The sequence below is a fragment of the Xanthomonas sp. MUS 060 genome, assembly GCF_000963215.1.
GTDB lineage: Bacteria > Pseudomonadota > Gammaproteobacteria > Xanthomonadales > Xanthomonadaceae > Xanthomonas_A.
This window is the reverse complement of the sequence record NZ_JZIM01000001.1, coordinates 390,505-408,521: the sequence shown is the minus strand read 5'-3', so window position 1 is coordinate 408,521 and position 18,017 is coordinate 390,505. Positions and strand designations below refer to the sequence as shown.

14 protein-coding genes are annotated in these 18,017 nt (G+C 65.2%); 5 read left to right on the top strand and 9 right to left on the bottom strand.

Going from position 1 to position 18,017, the window contains the following annotated elements; all coding sequences use genetic code 11:
• Positions 1–107: 107 nt before the first annotated feature.
• On the top strand, positions 108–902 hold the full coding sequence (ccsA, locus tag XANALMUS060_RS01880) for a cytochrome c biogenesis protein CcsA (RefSeq protein ID WP_045727136.1): 795 nt from the start codon (positions 108–110) through the stop codon (positions 900–902).
• Positions 903–1,064: 162 nt separating this feature from the next.
• Here the strand turns inward: ccsA and XANALMUS060_RS01875 are convergent, their stop codons facing one another.
• Positions 1,065–2,117 carry an aldose epimerase family protein gene (locus XANALMUS060_RS01875; RefSeq protein WP_045736888.1) on the bottom strand — a complete coding sequence of 351 codons (1,053 nt, stop codon included), beginning with the start codon at positions 2,115–2,117 and terminating at the stop codon, positions 1,065–1,067.
• A gap of 434 nt (positions 2,118–2,551) precedes the next feature.
• On the opposite strand from XANALMUS060_RS01875, the gene XANALMUS060_RS01870 reads away from it, so the two are divergent.
• Together XANALMUS060_RS01870 and XANALMUS060_RS01865 are read left to right on the top strand one after the other, a co-directional pair.
• A complete protein-coding gene (locus XANALMUS060_RS01870; protein ID WP_082064789.1) occupies positions 2,552–4,141 on the top strand; it encodes an alpha-L-arabinofuranosidase C-terminal domain-containing protein in 1,590 nt (529 codons plus the stop codon).
• A gap of 240 nt (positions 4,142–4,381) precedes the next feature.
• Positions 4,382–5,650 carry a cation:proton antiporter gene (locus tag XANALMUS060_RS01865; protein WP_045737090.1) on the top strand — a complete coding sequence of 423 codons (1,269 nt, stop codon included), beginning with the start codon at positions 4,382–4,384 and terminating at the stop codon, positions 5,648–5,650.
• A 10-nt stretch (positions 5,651–5,660) separates the two neighbouring features.
• Here the strand turns inward: XANALMUS060_RS01865 and yjfF are convergent, their stop codons facing one another.
• The 5 genes from yjfF to araD1 form a co-directional block, all read right to left on the bottom strand.
• Entirely contained in the window at positions 5,661–6,698 is a 1,038-nt protein-coding gene (yjfF, locus tag XANALMUS060_RS01860) for a galactofuranose ABC transporter, permease protein YjfF (RefSeq protein WP_045736887.1), read from the bottom strand.
• Positions 6,695–7,750, bottom strand: a complete 1,056-nt coding sequence (locus XANALMUS060_RS01855; protein ID WP_045736886.1) for an ABC transporter permease — start codon at positions 7,748–7,750, stop codon at positions 6,695–6,697. Before XANALMUS060_RS01855 ends, yjfF begins: the two co-directional genes overlap by 4 nt.
• On the bottom strand, positions 7,747–9,261 hold the full coding sequence (locus XANALMUS060_RS01850) for a sugar ABC transporter ATP-binding protein (protein ID WP_200893990.1): 1,515 nt from the start codon (positions 9,259–9,261) through the stop codon (positions 7,747–7,749). The genes XANALMUS060_RS01855 and XANALMUS060_RS01850 overlap by 4 nt, the downstream gene beginning before the upstream one ends.
• 11 nt (positions 9,262–9,272) lie before the next feature.
• Positions 9,273–10,265 (bottom strand): ABC transporter substrate-binding protein, encoded by a 993-nt coding sequence (locus tag XANALMUS060_RS01845; protein ID WP_235430299.1) that lies wholly within the window; start codon positions 10,263–10,265, stop codon positions 9,273–9,275.
• Between the two features lie 99 nt (positions 10,266–10,364).
• The gene (gene araD1, locus XANALMUS060_RS01840) at positions 10,365–11,372 is read right to left on the bottom strand and encodes an AraD1 family protein (RefSeq protein WP_045736884.1); all 1,008 of its coding nucleotides are present in this window, start codon (positions 11,370–11,372) and stop codon (positions 10,365–10,367) included.
• Positions 11,373–11,525: 153 nt separating this feature from the next.
• On the opposite strand from araD1, the gene XANALMUS060_RS01835 reads away from it, so the two are divergent.
• Positions 11,526–12,503, top strand: coding sequence for a LysR substrate-binding domain-containing protein (locus XANALMUS060_RS01835; protein WP_045736883.1), 978 nt, complete (start codon positions 11,526–11,528; stop codon positions 12,501–12,503).
• A 193-nt stretch (positions 12,504–12,696) separates the two neighbouring features.
• Here XANALMUS060_RS01835 and XANALMUS060_RS01830 read toward each other — a convergent pair whose 3' ends face one another.
• Positions 12,697–13,494 (bottom strand): SDR family oxidoreductase, encoded by a 798-nt coding sequence (locus XANALMUS060_RS01830; protein WP_045727129.1) that lies wholly within the window; start codon positions 13,492–13,494, stop codon positions 12,697–12,699.
• Between the two features lie 173 nt (positions 13,495–13,667).
• Between XANALMUS060_RS01830 and XANALMUS060_RS01825 the strand changes: the two genes are divergently transcribed.
• Positions 13,668–15,392: an IlvD/Edd family dehydratase gene (locus tag XANALMUS060_RS01825; RefSeq protein WP_045736882.1), complete on the top strand. Its 1,725-nt coding sequence runs from the start codon at positions 13,668–13,670 to the stop codon at positions 15,390–15,392.
• Between the two features lie 212 nt (positions 15,393–15,604).
• Here XANALMUS060_RS01825 and XANALMUS060_RS01820 read toward each other — a convergent pair whose 3' ends face one another.
• Together XANALMUS060_RS01820 and radA are read right to left on the bottom strand one after the other, a co-directional pair.
• Positions 15,605–16,417 (bottom strand): alpha/beta hydrolase-fold protein, encoded by an 813-nt coding sequence (locus XANALMUS060_RS01820; RefSeq protein WP_045736881.1) that lies wholly within the window; start codon positions 16,415–16,417, stop codon positions 15,605–15,607.
• A 134-nt stretch (positions 16,418–16,551) separates the two neighbouring features.
• Positions 16,552–17,952, bottom strand: a complete 1,401-nt coding sequence (gene radA, locus XANALMUS060_RS01815) for a DNA repair protein RadA (protein WP_045736880.1) — start codon at positions 17,950–17,952, stop codon at positions 16,552–16,554.
• Between the last annotated feature and the right edge of the window lie 65 nt (positions 17,953–18,017).

Genomic DNA, 18,017 nt, shown 5'->3' with positions numbered 1-18,017 from the left:
TCGCGAACGGGAAACGGCTGCCGATTATAGCCCTGTGCACCGGCGACTCCCGTGGCGCGGCGGCCACCGCTATCACCAGGGGCGGCGCGATATGCGAAACTGAGGCGATGCTTCTCCTCTTCGTTGCCACACTCTCCTACCTGACCGCGACCGGCCTGCTCGTCGCTACAGTCGTGCGCGACCGGGTGGAGCGCAGCCGCGCATGGCTGTGGCCGGCATTGCCGGCGGTGGTTCTGCATGCCGCGTACCACGTGCAGGTAGCACTGCATACCGCCGGTGGCCCGGACATGCACTTCTTCGCCGCACTGTCGCTGGTGAGCCTGGGCATGGCGTTGATGACCACACTGGTCGGCGCCAGTGGGCGCATGGCGGCGCTCGGCGTGGTGGTCTTTCCTCTATCGGCATCCTTGTTACTGGCCTACCACGGCTATGGGCACGCACCGGCGCCACTGCTGGATTGGCGACTGCAACTGCACGCCTGGCTGGCGTTGCTGGCCTACGCCACGCTGGGCATCGCCGCACTGCTGGCGGCGATGCTGTGGCTGCAGGAACGCGCGCTGCGGCGTCGCGACTTCCATCCTTGGTTGCGCGCGCTGCCGCCGCTGACCGCACTGGAAACCCTGTTGTTCCGCACGATCGTGGTCGGCTTCATCCTGCTCAGCCTGACCCTGTTGACCGGGGTGCTGTTCGTGCAGGATTTCCTGGCGCAACGGCTCGTGCAAAAGACCGTGCTCAGCGTGTTGTCGTGGATCGTGTTCGGCGCACTGCTGTTTGGCCGCTGGCGCTACGGCTGGCGCGGAGTCAAGGCGGTGCATTGGACCTTGGTGGCGATGCTATTGCTGCTGCTGTCGTTCTTCGGCAGCAAGTTCGTGATCGAAGTGCTCCTGGGCCACGTGCAGTAAGCGCTGCGCGCCGCCGAACAAGCGCGGCAAGGCAGGCATATTGGTGCGCGCGCGCAAGCCGCGACACCGACACCATGCAAATCAGCAGAGACGGCATGCACTGCGACGGCAACCGCACTAGATCGTCGTCGCAATGGCTGCTCACCGCGCGGACACGCGGCCTCACTGAGCTAGCGCCGCCTCCACCGCCGCCCAGTCGGCATCAGTACCGACCTCGGCAAAGTGGTATCGGATGCGATGCCGATAGGTCTGCCCAGGGCGCAGGATCGTGTCGGGGAACCCAGGCTGGTTCGGTGCATCCGGATAGCCCTGCGGTTCCAGACAAATACCGCGTCCCAGGTGCGGATGCTGCCGGTCCAGCCCCTGTCCTTCGTACAGTTGCAGCGCCGGCATCGGACTGTCCAGACGCATCGCCACGCCACTGTGCGGCGAGTACAGCAGTGCGGTGTAGTCGCGCGTCTCGGCCAGCACCAGGCAATGATCGTAACCGCCGCTCAGACGCAGTTGCGGATCGGCGGCGATCTCCTTGTCGGCAATGGCATGCGCCGTGCGGAAATCGAACGGCGTGCCGGCAACGCCAGCGATCTCGCCACGCGGCAGCATGCCCGCATCGCACACAGGCAAGTAGCCCTCGGTAGGTACGCGCAGCCACTGCGCCGCTGCGGCCACGGTGGGATCGCCAGCCAGGTTGAAATACGGATGATGGGTGAGGTTGAGCGGCGTGGGCGCATCGGTCTGCGCAACGAACTCCAACTCCAGACAATGCTCGTGCACACGCACTCCCGCTTCCACCCGCACCGTCCCGGGATAGCCTTCCTCCCCGGCTGGCGAGTCGTAACGCATTTGTAGTTCGCTCGTGGACTGCGCCACGACCGTCCACACCCGTCGCCCGAAACCCAGTGCGCCGCCGTGCAAATGGTTCACCCCCTCGTTGGCAGCGAGCATGTAACGCTGGCCATCGAGCGTGAACGCCGAACCGGCGATGCGATTGCCGAAACGCCCCACCAGCACGCCCAGATACGCCGGATCGTGCAGATACGCCTGCAAGGTCGGCAGCCCCAGCACCAGTTCGACGGGGCCGCGTGCGGTGTCAAGGCGCAAGCTGCGCAGCAGACCGCCGTAGGTCAGCAGTTCGGCACGCAGGCCTTGCCCACTGTCCAGGACGAGGCGATGAATGGCGGTGCCGTCGGGAAGATGGCCGAAAATCGATGACATGCAGACTCCAGGTTCGCAGGCACACACGCCAGCGTAGCGTGCAGCATACCCAGGGCGGGCACGTGGCGGCCATCGCCACACAGCATCGCAGCGACACGCAACAGCACTGACGGCAACACACCGCAGCGCAGCATTGCAATCTGGTTATACGCGAACCGATTTAAAGCATTGGTCGCCGCCTCATGCGGTCCTCTATGCTCGATCCGCCGTGGACAGCGGCACCGCCCATCGCACGGTCAGGCGAACGCGAATGCAACGCTGCACGCTGCACCGGTGACGCCAGCGCGTGGCGTGCTTGCAACGCTCGGGGTTCAAACGTGTGCGCTGCGCGATGGGTATGGCGTCAGCGACACGCTGGCGCACGCCGCTGTCCGCTGTCTACGCGCCACCCTTCCCCCGCGCGATACCGCGCTGGCCAGCATAAGGAGATTCCGATGCACTCGATCCGTTCGCTGCACCACCTCGCCACGCATTGGCGGCCCCGCTTGTCACTGGCCGCCCTGGCGGCACTGACGCTGAGCACCGGACTGGCACAGGCCGGCGCGGTCCAAGTGCATGGCACGCTGGCCGCAGACCATCCAGGCGCGACCGTCTCGCGCAACCTGTTTGGCCAGTTCGCCGAACATTTGGGCAACGGCATCTATGGCGGGGTGTGGGTCGGACCGGAATCGAAGATTCCCAATACCCACGGCTATCGCAACGACGTGCTGACCGCGCTGAAGGCACTGGACGTCCCCACCATCCGCTGGCCTGGCGGCTGCTTTGCCGACGAATACCACTGGCGCGATGGCATCGGCCCGCGCAAGCAGCGCCCGACCAGCGTCAACACCCATTGGGGCGGCGTCGAAGAACCGAACAGCTTTGGCACGCACGAATTCATGGACTTCACCGAACTGCTCGGCACCCAGGCCTACGTGGCCGGCAACGTCGGCGATGCGGCGCCAGCCGAAATGGCGCAGTGGGTGGAATACATGACCGCACCGACGCACTCGACCCTGGCCGAATTGCGCCGCCACAATGGCCGCGATACGCCCTGGAAGCTGCCGTTCTTCGGCGTCGGCAACGAGCTGTGGGGCTGCGGCGGCAACATGCGCGCCGAGTACGCGGCGGACGTGTTCCGTCGCTACCAGACCTTCGTCAAGTCGCCGGCCGACCAGAAAATCCTCAAGATCGCGCCAGGTCCGAGCGACAACGACTACCACTGGACCGAAGTGATGATGCGCGAGGCCAGCAAATACATGGACGGCCTGAGCATGCACTACTACACCATCCCCGGCGGCTGGCCGCCGCGCGCCTCGTCCACCACCTTCGACGAGACGGCATGGATCGAGACGCTGTCGCGCACGCTGACGATGGATGAACTGATCGCCAAACACAGCGCGATCATGGACAAGTACGACCCGGACAAAAAGATCGCGCTGGTGGTCGACGAATGGGGCACCTGGTACAAGGGCCTGCCAGACGTGAATCCAGGGTTCCTGCGGCAGCAGAACACGCTGCGCGACGCACTGGTGGCCTCGCTCAACCTGGACATCTTCGTCGCCCATGCCGACCGCGTGCGCATGGCCAATATCGCGCAGATGATCAACGTGCTGCAGGCGATGATCCTGACCGATGGCGACAAGATGCTGCTGACGCCCACCTACCATGTGTTCGCGCTGTACAAGCCGTACCAGGATGCGACCGCATTGCCGCTGCATTTGCAGACGCCCGACTACAAGCATGGCAGCTACACGGTGCCAGCGGTGCATGGTTCAGCGGTGCGCGCCAAGAACGGACACGTCTACGTGGCGCTGACCAATCTGGATCCCAACCACAGCGCCGATGTGGCGATCCGACTGGAAGGCGTGCAAACACACCACGTCGGCGGCCGTATTCTGAGCGCACCGGCGATGACGTCGCTCAACAGTTTCGCGCAACCGCAAGCGGTACAGCCCGCCACCTTCGCTGGCGCCAACGTGCACGGCGACACGCTGCAGGTGACGCTGCCAGCCAAGGCCATCGTGATGCTGGAATTGCAGTAATCGCCTGTTGCGGCAGCGCCACGCGCTGCCGCAGTCGTGCGCAGAGACGATGCGCAAAATAGCGCCGCCTTGGTTGTAGAGTCTGCTCGCGACAATGGCGACGACACGACGCAAGCACCATGGACGGTCGCGCAAAATCGGCAGACCTGGCAGGCCGCGATCACAGCGGCGCTGGGGAAGCGTGGATTTCCTCACACTGCGCTCCTATCATCCGCGCAGCCATTCAGGACCCACGCCATCGTGACCACCCCGCAGTTGTCGGTGTATTTCTTTCTGCAAGCCGCCGCCATCCTGCTGGCGTGCCGGCTGGTCGGCATGCTCGCCAAACGTCTGGGCCAACCACAAGTGGTCGGCGAGATGATCGCTGGTGTCACCCTGGGACCGTCGCTGTTCGGCGCGGCGCTGCCGGGGCTGCAGCAGGCGCTGTTCCCCAAGCAGACACTGGATACGCTGTACGTGGCCGCACAGTTCGGCGTGGGTCTGTATATGTTTCTGGTCGGCACCGATTTTCGCGGCACGCATTTCCGCGCGCGCTACCGCGGCGCGATGCACGTATCGCTGGCCGGCATCGCCGTGCCATTCGCGCTTGGCTTCCTGCTGGTGCCATGGTTGCTGCATATACCAGCATTGTTCTCGGCCAAGGCCAAAGGACTGGACGCATCGCTGTTCCTGGGCGCGGCGATTGCCATCACCGCATTCCCGATGTTGGCGCGGATCATCCACGAGCGCGGCCTCACCGACAGCTCGCTCGGCACCCTGGCGCTGACCGCCGGCGCGATCGACGATGCGGCGGCTTGGTGCATCCTCGCCATCGTGTTGGCGAGTTTTGGCGGCAGTTGGGGCAGCGCCTATCTGGCGATCGGCGGTGGGGTGGGCTATGCGGTATTCATGATGTTCTTGGGCCGCCATGGCTTGCGGCGGCTGGCCGACCATGTGCATCCCGACCGGCCGTTGAGCGCCAGCGTGCTGGCGGTGGTGCTGATGCTGTTCTGCCTGAGCGCCTGGGCGATGGACGCCATCGGCATCCACGCGGTGTTCGGCGGTTTCCTGCTCGGTGCCTGCCTGCCCAAGGGCGCGCTGACCGAAAAATTACGCGCGCAACTGCAGCCGTTCGTGGTGGTGTTCCTGCTCCCGATGTTCTTCACCTTCTCCGGACTCAAGACGCAACTCAGCGTACTGCTGGATCCGCAACTCCTGCTGGCCGGCGTGGCGATCCTGCTGGCGTCGTTCCTGGGCAAGGGCATCGCCTGCTGGGCCGCCGCACGCGCCAGCGGCGAGAACAACCGCGACGCCATGGCCATCGGCGCACTGATGAACGCGCGCGGGCTGATGGAGCTGATCATCATCAACATCGGCCTGCAAGCCGGGGTCATCGAGCAGGGACTGTTCTCGATCCTGGTACTGATGGCGATTGCTTCCACGCTGATGGCCACGCCGCTGTTCAACTGGGCGATGCGTCGTGGCAGCACGCACACCCCGACATCGACCGTGGCCGGCAACAACATCTAGCAATACACGCTCAACCCTCTGCCGCAGCACCCGGCACATGCCGGGTCAACAAGCGCTGTAACAAACAGAACAGCAACAGCAGCGCGCCGATCGCGATCCGTGTCCACCACGAGCTGAGCGTCCCGTCGAACACGATCAGGGTTTGGATCGCCCCCAGCATCAGCACACCGAACAGCGTACCGATCACGTAGCCGCTGCCACCGGCGAGCAGCGTGCCGCCGATCACCACGGCGGCAATCGCATCCAGTTCCAGTCCAGACGCATGCAGGCTGTAACCGGACAGCATGTAGAACGTGCATACCACCCCGGCCAACGCAGAACAAAAACCGCTGAAGGCATACACCCGGACCTGAGTGGCGTCCACCGGCAACCCCATCAGCCGCGCCGAGGTCTCGCTGCCGCCCAACGCATACACGCAACGACCGAAGCGCGTGCAATGCGCCAACCACATGCCCAGCGCCACCGTCGCCAGCGCGATCAACGCGCCGACCGACAGCGAGGCACCAGCCGCAACCGGCACGCGCGTCTGGGCGATCGCCCGGTACAGCGTATTGGTGATCGGAATGGAATCGACGCTGACCAGATAGCTGGCGCCACGCGCCAGGAACATGCCCGCCAGCGTGACCACGAACGGCTGCAGGCGGTAACGCTGGATCAGCACGCCCATGCCCGCGCCGAAGGCGGTGCCGATCAACAACACCAGTGGGATCACCGCCAACGGCGACCAACCGTGGCGTTCGACCAGCGACGCCGACACCACCGTGGTGAACGCCAGCACCGCGCCCACCGACAAATCGATGCCACCACTGAGGATCACCAGGCTCATGCCGACCGCGACAACGCACAGGAAGGCATTGTCGATCAGCAGATTGGCCAGGACCTGCGGCGACAGAAAGCCATCGTAGAGCACGCCACCGACGCCGAGCATTGCCACGAACAGGACCACGGTGATCGCCAACGGCAGACGCGCGCCATGCAGCCACGCTGCGACCCTGCGCATGCCATCCTGCATGCCTTGAACGGCAGCGCGCGGTGCGGGCGCGCTCATCGCGCCTCCCCGGCAGACGGTCGCCGTACCCAAGCGCGCACACTGGCGCGGAACCGTGGCGACTGCAGCAGCATCACCGCGAATACCAGCAGCGCCTTGATCAACATGGTGACCTGCGCCGGCACGCCAAGCGCATAGATGGTGGCGGTCAGAGTCTGGATGATCAGCGCACCGATCACGCTCCCCGCGAGGCTGAAGCGACCACCGTCAAGCAAGGTACCGCCAAGCGTCACCGCGAGAATCGCGTCGAGTTCCATCAATTGCCCGGCATTGTTGGCATCGGCACTCTTGACGTTGGAACTGATCAACACTCCGGCCAGGCCCGCGCTGAACGCGCAAAACACGTACAACAGCACGGCAATCAGCCGCGCCCTGACCCCGGCCACGCGCGCCGCGCGCGGATTGTGGCCGATGGCACGCACGAACAAGCCCAACGCGGTGCGTCCAAGCAACCACTGCAAAATCAGGAAAAGCACCGCGACCACGAACAGCGCGAACGGCAACCCGAACAAAAATCCATTGCCGAGATAGAAGTAAGGCGCATAGTAGATGGTCAAAATTTGTCCATCGCCGATCAACTGGGCGATGCCGCGTCCGGCCACCATCAGGATCAACGTGGCGATGATCGGTTGCATGCCGATCTTGACCACCAGCAGCCCGTTGCACAGCCCACACAACGCCGCGACCAGCAGCGGTGCCAGCAACACGACCCAGAGCGGAAAACGACTGTGTTCGCCACCACCGATGGTCCAGGCCGCCACCATCGCGGCAATCGCCACCACCGCGCCGACCGAGATATCCAGCCCACGCACCGCGATGACCAAGGTCATGCCCAACGCCACCAGCGCCAACGGCGCGGCACGGTTGCCGATATCGATCAAGGTGCCGTACAGATGTCCATCGCGCCATTGCAACGACAGGAAACCCGGATTCCACACGCCATTGCCGAGCAACAACAAGACAAGCGTCGCCAGCGGCCAGAACAACGGATGCGTGCGCAGCCGCGCCAGCCATCGCCATGGGGGCACAACGGATACGCTGTGCGTGTTCATGCCACCGTACTCCCCGCGATCAGATCGAACACCGCGCGCTCGCCGCAGCCACCCGGCAGTTCGCCGACCAGGCGGCGCTCGCGCAGCACCGCGATACGGTCGGCGATGCGCGCAATCTCCGCGACCTCGGCGGAAATGAACACCACCGCCATGCCCTCGCGCGCCAGCGCCAGAATGCGGGTCATGATGTCCTGCTTGGCCGCGATGTCGATCCCGCGCGTGGGCTCGTCCAGGATCAACACACGTGGCTGCGTCGCCAGCCAGCGCGCCAGCACCACTTTTTGCTGATTGCCGCCGGACAACAAGCCCACCGGCGTTTCCACGCTGGCGGTCTTGATCGCCAACGCATCGACGAAGTGCTCGGCGATGCGCCGCTGTTCCGCCGGGGCCAGGAAACGACGCAGCCCCCGACGTGCCTGCAGCGCCAACACGATGTTCTCGCGCACCGACAGCTCAGCGACGATGCCATCGGTCTTGCGCTCTTCCGGACACAATGCAAAACCATGACCAATCGCATCGGGCGGACCACGCAACGCCACCGCACGGCCATCGATGAGCACGCGGCCGCACTCGGCGCGATCCAGGCCAAACAGCAGCCGGGCCAGTTCGGTGCGGCCAGCGCCCAGCAGACCGGCCAAGCCCAGCACCTGCCCACGGTGCACGTGCAGATCGGTCGGATGCAGGTGGCCGCGCCGGCCCAGTCCCTGCAACTGCACCAGCGCAGGCCCCTGCTCGGTCAGCGGCGCCGCGACCGCCTCCGCCGCAGCCGCCGCTGGATCGAGCGCGCGCCCGACCATCGCCGCGATCAGTTGCGGCGCGGGCAGCTCCACCGGGGTGTATTCGCCAACCAGACGACCATTGCGCAAAACGCTGATGCGGTCGGACACCGCATAGACCTGATCGAGAAAATGGGTGACGAACAGAATCGCCATACCTTGCGCGCGCAGCCCACGCATCACCCGGAATAAATCGGCGACCTCGCCTTCGTCGAGGCTGGAGGTCGGTTCGTCGAGAATCAGCACCCGCGCCGAGACGCTCACCGCGCGCGCGATCGCCACCATCTGCTGCACCGCCACCGGATACGCGGACAACGCCCGGCACACATCGATGGCGACACCCAGCCGCTGCAGGCAAACTTCGGCATCGCGCTCGACCCGGCGCCAATCGATCCGCCGCAGCCAGCCCTTCATTGGATAGCGGCCGGCGAACAGATTCTCCGCCACCGACAGGTTCGGGCACAGATTCACTTCCTGGTACACGGTGCTGATGCCCAAGCGCTGCGCCTGCAACGGCGAGGCCGGCACAATCGCCACGCCATCGAGCGCGATGCGCCCCGCGTCGGCGGCAACCACCCCGGTCAACAACTTGATCAGGGTCGATTTACCGGCGCCGTTCTGGCCCATCAGCGCATGGATCTCGCCGCCGCGCAGGCGCAACGCCACATCCTCCAGCGCAGCGACGCCGGCATAGGCTTTGCTCAAGCCCTGCGCCTCCAGCACGAGCGGATTCATGCGCGCGTCCGTCAGTATTTGCGCTTGGGCAGTTCGGCCGCGGCCTGCGCCTGGGTGTACACCGCCTCCTGGACCACGATGCGCTTGGGCAGCGGCTTACCAGCCTTGATGTCGCGTATCGCCTGCACCAATTGCGGACCAAGCAGCGGATTGCACTCCACGGTGACGTTGAGCTTGCCGGCCTGCATCGCCTCGAACGCGCCCTTCACCCCATCGATGGAGATCACCAGGATGTCCTTGCCGGGCTTCAATCCCGCCTCTTCGATGGCCTGGATCGCACCGATCGCCATGTCGTCGTTATGTGCGTACACCACGTCGATGTGGCGGCCTTCGGCCTTCAGGAACGCTTCCATCACCTCCTTGCCCTTGGCCCGGGTGAAGTCGCCACTTTGCGAGCGCACCACCTGGAAGCGCGGATTACCGGCGATGATTTCCTTGAAACCGCGCATGCGGTCAATCGCCGGCGCCGACCCCACCGTGCCCTGCAATTCGACGATGCGCACGGGCTGATTGCCATCCTTCAGCGGCGACTGTTGCAGCAACCAGCGCGCGGCCTTGCGCCCTTCCTCGACGAAGTCCGAGCCGATCAGGGTGACGTACAAACTATCGTCGGACACCTTCACCGCACGGTCGGTGAGCACCACCGGGATGTTGGCGGCCTTGGCCTCGCGCAGCACGGTCTCCCAACCCGATTCCACCACCGGCGAAAACGCGATCACGTCCACGCGCTGGGCGATGAACGAGCGCAGCGCCTTGATCTGATTTTCCTGCTTCTGCTGCGCATCGGAGAACTTCAACTTCATTCCGGCATCAGCGATGGCCTGCTTGATCGAGGTGGTGTTGGCGGTGCGCCATTCGCTCTCGGCACCCACCTGACTGAAGCCGACCGTGACCTGCCCCGATGCCTTGCCCGCCTCCTTGCCGCCACCGGAGCATCCAGCCAGCGCCAATCCCAGCACTGCCAGCATCCCCAACATCGCCGCACGCATTCCCGAGTTCTGCATAGCCCTTCCTCACTTGGTTGGCGCGCGGATAACGCATGCGGCATTCGCACCGCAGCGGCCGCCTGGTCTTCCAGGTCGGCGCGCGCATGGGATCGATCTCTACAACACGCGCACGCCACCTAGGTCGAATCCAGCGTGAACCCGCTGCAGCGGATTGACCAACGCCGCGCCCAAGGCCGGCAGTTCGATCTCGAAACGATCACCCGGCTGCGCCTGCACACCGTCGGCGAAACTGAGCGTGGCCGTGCCGAAAAAGTGCAGATGCACATCGCCCGGCACGCGGTGCGCGGCGTACTTGAAATGGTGGTATTCGAGATTGGCCAGCGAATGGCACATATTGGCTTCGCCGGTGACGAAGGGCTTCTCCCAGATCACCGCATCGCCACGACGGATGCGGCTGCTGCCGCGCAGGTCGCGCGGCAACTCGCCACTGCGCAGTTCCGGCCCCACCGCGCAGGCGCGCAACTTGGAATGGGCCAGATACAGATAGTTCTGCCGCTCGGTGACGTGATCGGAAAATTCGTTGCCCAGTGCGAAGCCGAGCCGATATGGCACGCCGTCGGCAGCGATCACGTACAAGCCGACCAATTCCGGCTCCTCGCCGCCATCCAGGGCGAAATCCGGCGACGGCAGCGCCGCGCCAGGAGCCACCAGAATGCTGCCATCGCCCTTGTAAAACCACTCCGGCTGCGCGCCGGGGCGGCCGTCGCGCGGGATGCCCCCTTCCACGCCAAGCTGGAAGATCTTCATCGAATCGGTAAGCGTGCCGGCATCGGCCTGCTGCTGCAGATTCTGGTGCATGGCATCGCGGGTGGCGGCGCTGCCCAGATGGGTCAGGCCAGTACCGGTGACGCGGCAGTGCGCCGGGTCTGGATGGGTCAACGGCGACAAGACCTGGCCGTTCGCCAGCAACTCGGCGTAATCCAGCACACGCTCGCTACGCAGGCCCATGGCTTGCTCATCCAGACTGCAACCAGCAGCCAGCGCCGCATTGGCCAGGGCGTAGGTCGAGGCGACCTCGCGCAGCACTCGCACCCGGGTGCCTTCGGCTTCAACAACGCCTACAGCGGTCACGCCGGAGGCCTCGCGCAACTGGATCAATCGCATGAATCGGTCGCCTGTGGAAATACGGGGGAAACCTCGCGCGGCGCAGCAACGCACACCGCGCGAGGTGCGCGTTCATTCTGGCCGGATGACCTATATGCAACAAATATCGGTTTTGGCTTAACTTATACGAACATTCGTATACTTCAGTGCATCATGTCCGCCACCACGCCCTGGTTCGTCCGCGCCCGCCTCAAGACCCGGCAACTGATGCTGCTGCTGGCCATCGAGGAAGCAGGCAACATCCATCGTGCCGCCGAGACATTGAACATGTCGCAACCGGCCGCCTCCAAGCTGTTGAAGGATCTGGAGGACATGCTGGCCGTCAGCCTGTTCGACCGCCTGCCGCGCGGGATGCGCGCGACCTGGTACGGGGAGACGCTGATCCGCCACGCGCGCATCGCCCTGGCCAGTCTCAACGAGGCCGGCGCCGAGATCGAGGCGCTGAGAGCCGGCTATGCCGGCAACGTCAGCGTCGGTGCGATCGCCGGCCCGGCGATGAGCCTGCTGCCCACGGCACTGGCCCAGCTCGGCGCGCAACATCCATTACTGCGCGTGGCATTGCGCGTGGACGGCAGCGACGTGCTGCTGGAACAACTGACGCAGAACAAGCTCGACATCGTGGTCGCGCGACTGTTGGCACGTCACGACAAGCGTCATCTGCACTATCAGGCGCTGGCCGAGGAGCACATCTGCGCCATCGTCCGTCCCGGGCATCCGCTGCTGGCAGGCCCACCACCGTCGCTGCGTGGGCTGGCCGATGCCGCCTGGATCGTGCCACCGGACGGCAGCGTGTTGCGCCACCGCTTCGAGCTGATGTTCCAGAACGCCGGGCTGGAAGCGCCCAAACGCGTACTGGAAACCTCCGCGCTGGCGGTGCTGCCGCAATTACTGCGGCACAGCGATCATGTCGCAGTCGTGCCGGTGGACATCGCCCGGCATTTCGCCGACCACGGCAGCGTGGCACTCGTGCCGGTGGAGCTGTCCTGCCGCATGGATGCGTTCGGCATCATCACCCGCAGGGACTGGCTGCTCTCACCCGGCGCGCGGATCATGCTGCAAGCCCTGCAGGACGCCGCCGCCAGCGTGTATGGCGCGAGCATGCCAGACACCGAGCCGCTCCCCCAGGGATGACACCCGCGCCGCTACGCAAGGACGATGCACAGCTCCAGCGCATCCCTGCGCGCTTGCTATCGCAACGCGGCTGGTCGCCGCAAACACACACATTCAAGAACCCGCCACGGCACTGAGATGCTGTCGGACTGGCGTCCCTGCGACGACAACCGTGGTCAGTCGAACTCGCACCCGCGCACGCAGGGTGTACGCATCACGTCCAACCTGCATCCACCACGAACTCCTGCGCGGTGATCGCACGCGCCTCGTCGGAGGCAAGAAACAGCGCCATGCGCGCAATGTCTTCCGGCATCACTTTATCGGGCAAACACTGGTTGCGGGCCAGCTCACGTTCGCCGGCCTCGTCCAGCCACAGCGTGACCTGGCGTTCGGTCATCACCCAACCAGGCGTGAGCACGTTGATGCGGATCCGCGCCGCGCCCAGTTCGCGCGCCAGGCCACGGGTGAGCCCATTCACCGACGACTTGGCGGTGGCGTACACGACATATCCGCCGGTCTTGGTCTGCCAACCGGTGGAACCGAGGTTGACGATGGCGCCGCCACCCAGCCGACGCATGCCCGGCACCACCGCCTGGATGGCGAAGAACGCGGCACGCTGGTTGATCGCCACGCAACGCTCCCAGTACGCCGGAGTCACCGCGTCCAGGGCGTGGCGGTCGTCACTGCCGACATTGTTGAGCAGCACATGGAAATCGCCCAGCTCGGCCGCCGCCTCGCCGATTGCCGCTTGCAACGCCACCACGTCGGTGACGTCGCAACGGCGCCACCACGGCTTCACCAAGCCTGCGCCAGCCAGACGTTCGACCAATGCCGCGCTGGCCTCGGCGGCGACATCGACGAACGCCACCTGCGCGCCCTGCACAGCGAAGGCTTCGACCAGCGCCGCGCCAATCCCCGAGCCGCCGCCGGTGATGAACACCCGACGTCCGCGCAAACTGCCGTACATTGCCTGACCACTGGAAGAAGACGCTGCATTTGCCGAATTGTCCATGCCGTTTTGCTCTGGGTGGAGTGGGATTCCCGCATGCAAAAACAAATATCGCTAAACAGATATTTGTTATTTTTCATGTATCAATATGCCCGCTAGCATCGCTTGCGTAAAGCATCCGGGGGCGGCTTGCGCACAGGCGTGACCCCGGCGACCCGGACACGAGGAACGCCAGCATGAGCTCATCCAGCAAACCACCGCGCCGCAGCCAGGCGTGGTTCGGACGCGAAGGCAAGCAAGGCTTCTACTACCGCAGTTGGCTCAAGAGCGCTGGCCACCCGCACGACATGTTCGATGGCCGCCCGGTGATCGGCATCTGCAATACCTGGTCGGAACTGACGCCGTGCAACGGCCATTTGCGCGAACTGGCCGAACACGTCAAACGCGGCGTCTACGAGGCCGGTGGATTTCCGCTGGAATTCCCGGTGATGTCGCTGGGCGAGACGCAGATGCGGCCGACCGCGATGCTGTTCCGTAACCTGGCCAGCATGGACGTGGAGGAATCGATCCGCGCCAATCCGCTCGATGGCGTGGTGCTGTTGATGGGCTGCGACAAGACCACACCGTCGCTGCTGATGGGAGCGGCCAGTGTCGATCTGCCGACCATCGGCGTGTCCGGTGGCCCCTCGCTGTCGGGCAACTGGCGCGGACAGCCGCTGGGCTCGGGCACCGGGGTGATCCAGATGTCGGAGATGGTCCGCGCCGGCACCCTGGCGCAGGAGGAGTTCGTCGAGGCCGAAGCCTGCATGCAGCGCTCCAAAGGCAGCTGCATGACCATGGGCACCGCGTCGACCATGGCCAGCATGGTCGAGGCACTGGGCATGTCGCTGCCGGAGAACGCCGCCATCCCGGCCGTGGATGCGCGCCGCGCGCGGCTGGCACGGCTCAGTGGCCGGCGCATCGTGCAGATGGTGGAAGAAGACCTGTGCATGTCGCAGATCCTGACCCGGCAGGCATTCGCCAACGCGATCAAGGTCAACGCCGCCATCGGCGGTTCCACCAATGCCGTGCTCCACCTGCTTGCCCTCGCCGGTCGCATCGGCGTGCCGCTGAGCCTGGACGACTGGGACCAACTGGGCTCGCGCCTGCCGTGCCTGGTCAACTTGAAGCCATCGGGCGACCATCTGATGGAGGATTTCTACTACGCAGGCGGATTGCCGGCGGTGATGCGCGAACTCGGCAGCGAACTGGACCTGGAGGCGCGCACCGTCAACGGCCGCACCCTGGGCGAGAACGTGGCGCAGGCAACGTGCTGGAACCGCGCGGTGATCCACGCCATCGACACGCCATTCCGCGAGCAGGCCGGCATCGCCGTACTGCGCGGCAATCTGGCCCCGGACGGCGCGGTCATCAAACCCTCCGCCGCCTCATCGCATCTGTTGCGGCACCGTGGCCGCGCGGTGGTGTTCGAAAGCATCGAAGACATGAAGGCGCGCATCGACGACGAAGCGCTCGACATCGACGCCGACAGCATCATGGTGTTGAAAAATTGCGGCCCGCGCGGCTACCCCGGCATGGCCGAGGTCGGCAACATGCCGCTGCCGCCGAAACTGCTGCGCGCCGGCATCACCGACATGGTGCGCATCTCCGACGCACGCATGAGCGGCACCGCCTACGGCACCGTGGTTCTGCATGCCTCACCCGAGGCCGCCACCGGCGGCACGTTGGCGCTGGTGCGCGACGGCGACATCATCGAACTCGACGTCCCCGGCCGCTCGCTGCATCTGGAAGTGAGCGACGAGGAACTGCTGCGCCGACGCAGCGAATGGACCCCGTTGCCCGCCCCGACGCGCGGCTGGAGCAAGCTGTACGTGGAGCACGTGCAACAAGCACATCTGGGTGCGGACCTGGATTTTCTGGTCGGCGGCAGCGGCGCGGAGGTCGCGCGCGATTCGCATTGAGCCGCTGGACTCCCCAATCCAACGAGTGGTTTTGGCTGCGCCTGCGACGTGTCGCTGTGCGCTGCTGACGGCAACATCGAGCGGCGCAGCCCACCACGTACAATCGAACGCAACTGCGCGTCACCGCAGCAGCATGAGTTCAGCGGGCTGCCCTGCGCCGTCGCATCGCCCCACCACAGCCTGCTCGGCATCCGCGATTTTCTGCCGTTGGCTTAGCCGGCGCTGGCTTGAGCCGCGCAAGGCAGCATGTCCTTCAAAAACTGGACCGAAGCCGCCGCCACCACACCAGCAAGCTGCGATTTGTACGGCGAGCCGATGGCATGGGCAGCGGCAGCGAACGGCTGTGCGCGTTTGTGCTGCGGGGGCGTTCCCAGTGCATCGAACATGGACAACATCGCAGGCACGGATGCCGTGCGATCTTCCGCTCCAGTCGCATCACGGTAGTAGCCCAGGAACACCGGGCATTTCACCCTGGACCAAGGCGGACAGGCCGCATTCCCACTCAACGTCTCGCGTAGCGCGTGGAAGCCATCGGGATGTATCCACTGCGACCAGTAGGCTTGGACGGCGGGCGAACGCTCTCCGGGCACCTGCCACGGCTCGGTCGCCGCGCACAACTGGTCCAATAACGCAGGGTCGACGGCCTGCACAGCGGGCGACCACGCAACGACGGCACCAACATCCGCAGGCCGCGTGGCAGCAAGCCAGAGCCCCAGCGTGGCACCGAGAGAGGAGCCAATGATCGCAACGACATCGCCCATCGCGCAGGCCCGATCCAAAGCCTCCAGCGCCGAGGCCTCCAGGCCTCCACGGCTAAGCCCTTGCATCGCGTTTGGTGTCGCTTCGCCGTGCCCCGGCCAGCGGTGGACATACAGATTGGCTCCCAGCGCCTGCGCCATCTGCTCCGGCAGATCGCCGGCATCGCCGGGACTGGCCGAGAACCCATGAAGATAAAGCAGCACGAACGGTGTGCGAACGCCGCGCGTCAAGCACCATTGCTCTCTGGCTGCATTACCGGGCTTCATCGTTTACTCATTGGCCGCCGTGTGCTTGCATGGTGCCTGATCACAAGAAAATAGCGCGTCAACGTTGATCGACCTTGCTCATCAGTCCACGATGCCACTGGACACTTCACCACTGCGTGCAGCAGCGCATGCCGCTACGCGCTCGCCGCCTCCAGCGCCTGCGCCAGCCGCTCCACCGCGATCACCTCCATGCCCTTGACCGTGCCGATCTTGGGCGCATTGGCCTTGGACACGATGGCGCGCTTGAATCCGTGCGTGGCCGCCTCGCGCAGCCGATCCTCGCCGTTGGGCACCGGGCGGATCTCGCCGGACAGGCCGACCTCGCCGAAGGCGATGGTCTTCTCGGCCAATGGCCGATCACGCAACGAGGACAGCACCGCCAGCAGCACCGGCAGATCGGCGGCGGTCTCCTGCACGCGAATGCCACCGACCACGTTGACGAACACATCCTGATCGCCGACCACGATGCCGCCGTGTCGATGCAGCACCGCCAGCAGCATCGCCAATCGGTTCTGCTCCAGGCCCACCGCAACCCGACGCGGGTTGGACAACGGCGAGGTATCCACCAACGCCTGCACTTCCACCATCAACGGACGCGTGCCTTCGCGCGTGACCATCACGCAACTGCCAGGCTGGTGCGCGCTGCCGCCGGAGAGAAAGATCGCCGATGGATTGGAGACTTCCTTCAGCCCCTTCTCGCCCATCGCGAACACGCCCAGTTCGTTGACCGCTCCGAAGCGGTTCTTGAATGCGCGCAAGAGGCGGAAGCGGCTGCCGCTCTCGCCCTCGAAGTACAACACCGCATCGACCATGTGTTCGAGCACGCGCGGACCGGCAATGCCGCCTTCCTTGGTGACGTGGCCGACCAAAAATACCGCGGTGCCGGTCTCCTTGGCATAGCGCACCAATCGCGCCGCGCTCTCACGCACTTGGCTGACCGACCCAGGCGCAGCGCTCAGTGCCTCGGTCCACAGGGTCTGCACCGAATCTGCCACCATCAGCTTCGGCCGCGCGGCGCTGGCATGCTGCAGGATATGTTCGATACCGGTCTCGGCCAAGGCGTTGAGTCCGTCCAGCGGCAGGTCCAGACGCACCGCGCGCCCGGCCACCTGCGCCAGCGATTCCTCGCCGGTCACGTACAGCACCGGCAAGGAGCCGGCCATCTTTGCCAGCGCCTGCAACAACAAGGTGGACTTGCCGATGCCCGGATCGCCGCCGATCAGCACCACCGCACCTTCGACCAAGCCACCGCCGAGTACCCGGTCGAACTCACCAATGCCAGTGGACACGCGAGCTTGGTCGCGTTGTTCCACATCCTTGAGCGCGGTGATTTTCGGCGTTTCGACCTTGCCGGCCCAGCCGTCGCGACGCGCAACAGCGGGGACGCTCGCGGCGGACGCGCGCTCCAGCACGACTTCGCTCAGCGTATTCCATGCACCGCACTCGGCGCACTGGCCTTGCCATTTGGTGTAGTCGGCACCGCATTCGCCACAGACGTATGCGGTTCTGGCTTTACTGACGATACTCTTGACCATGGCACATCCGGACAACGACGGGATGTGCCACTGTAACCGCAGCGCGTCTCGCCAAGCGAGACCGG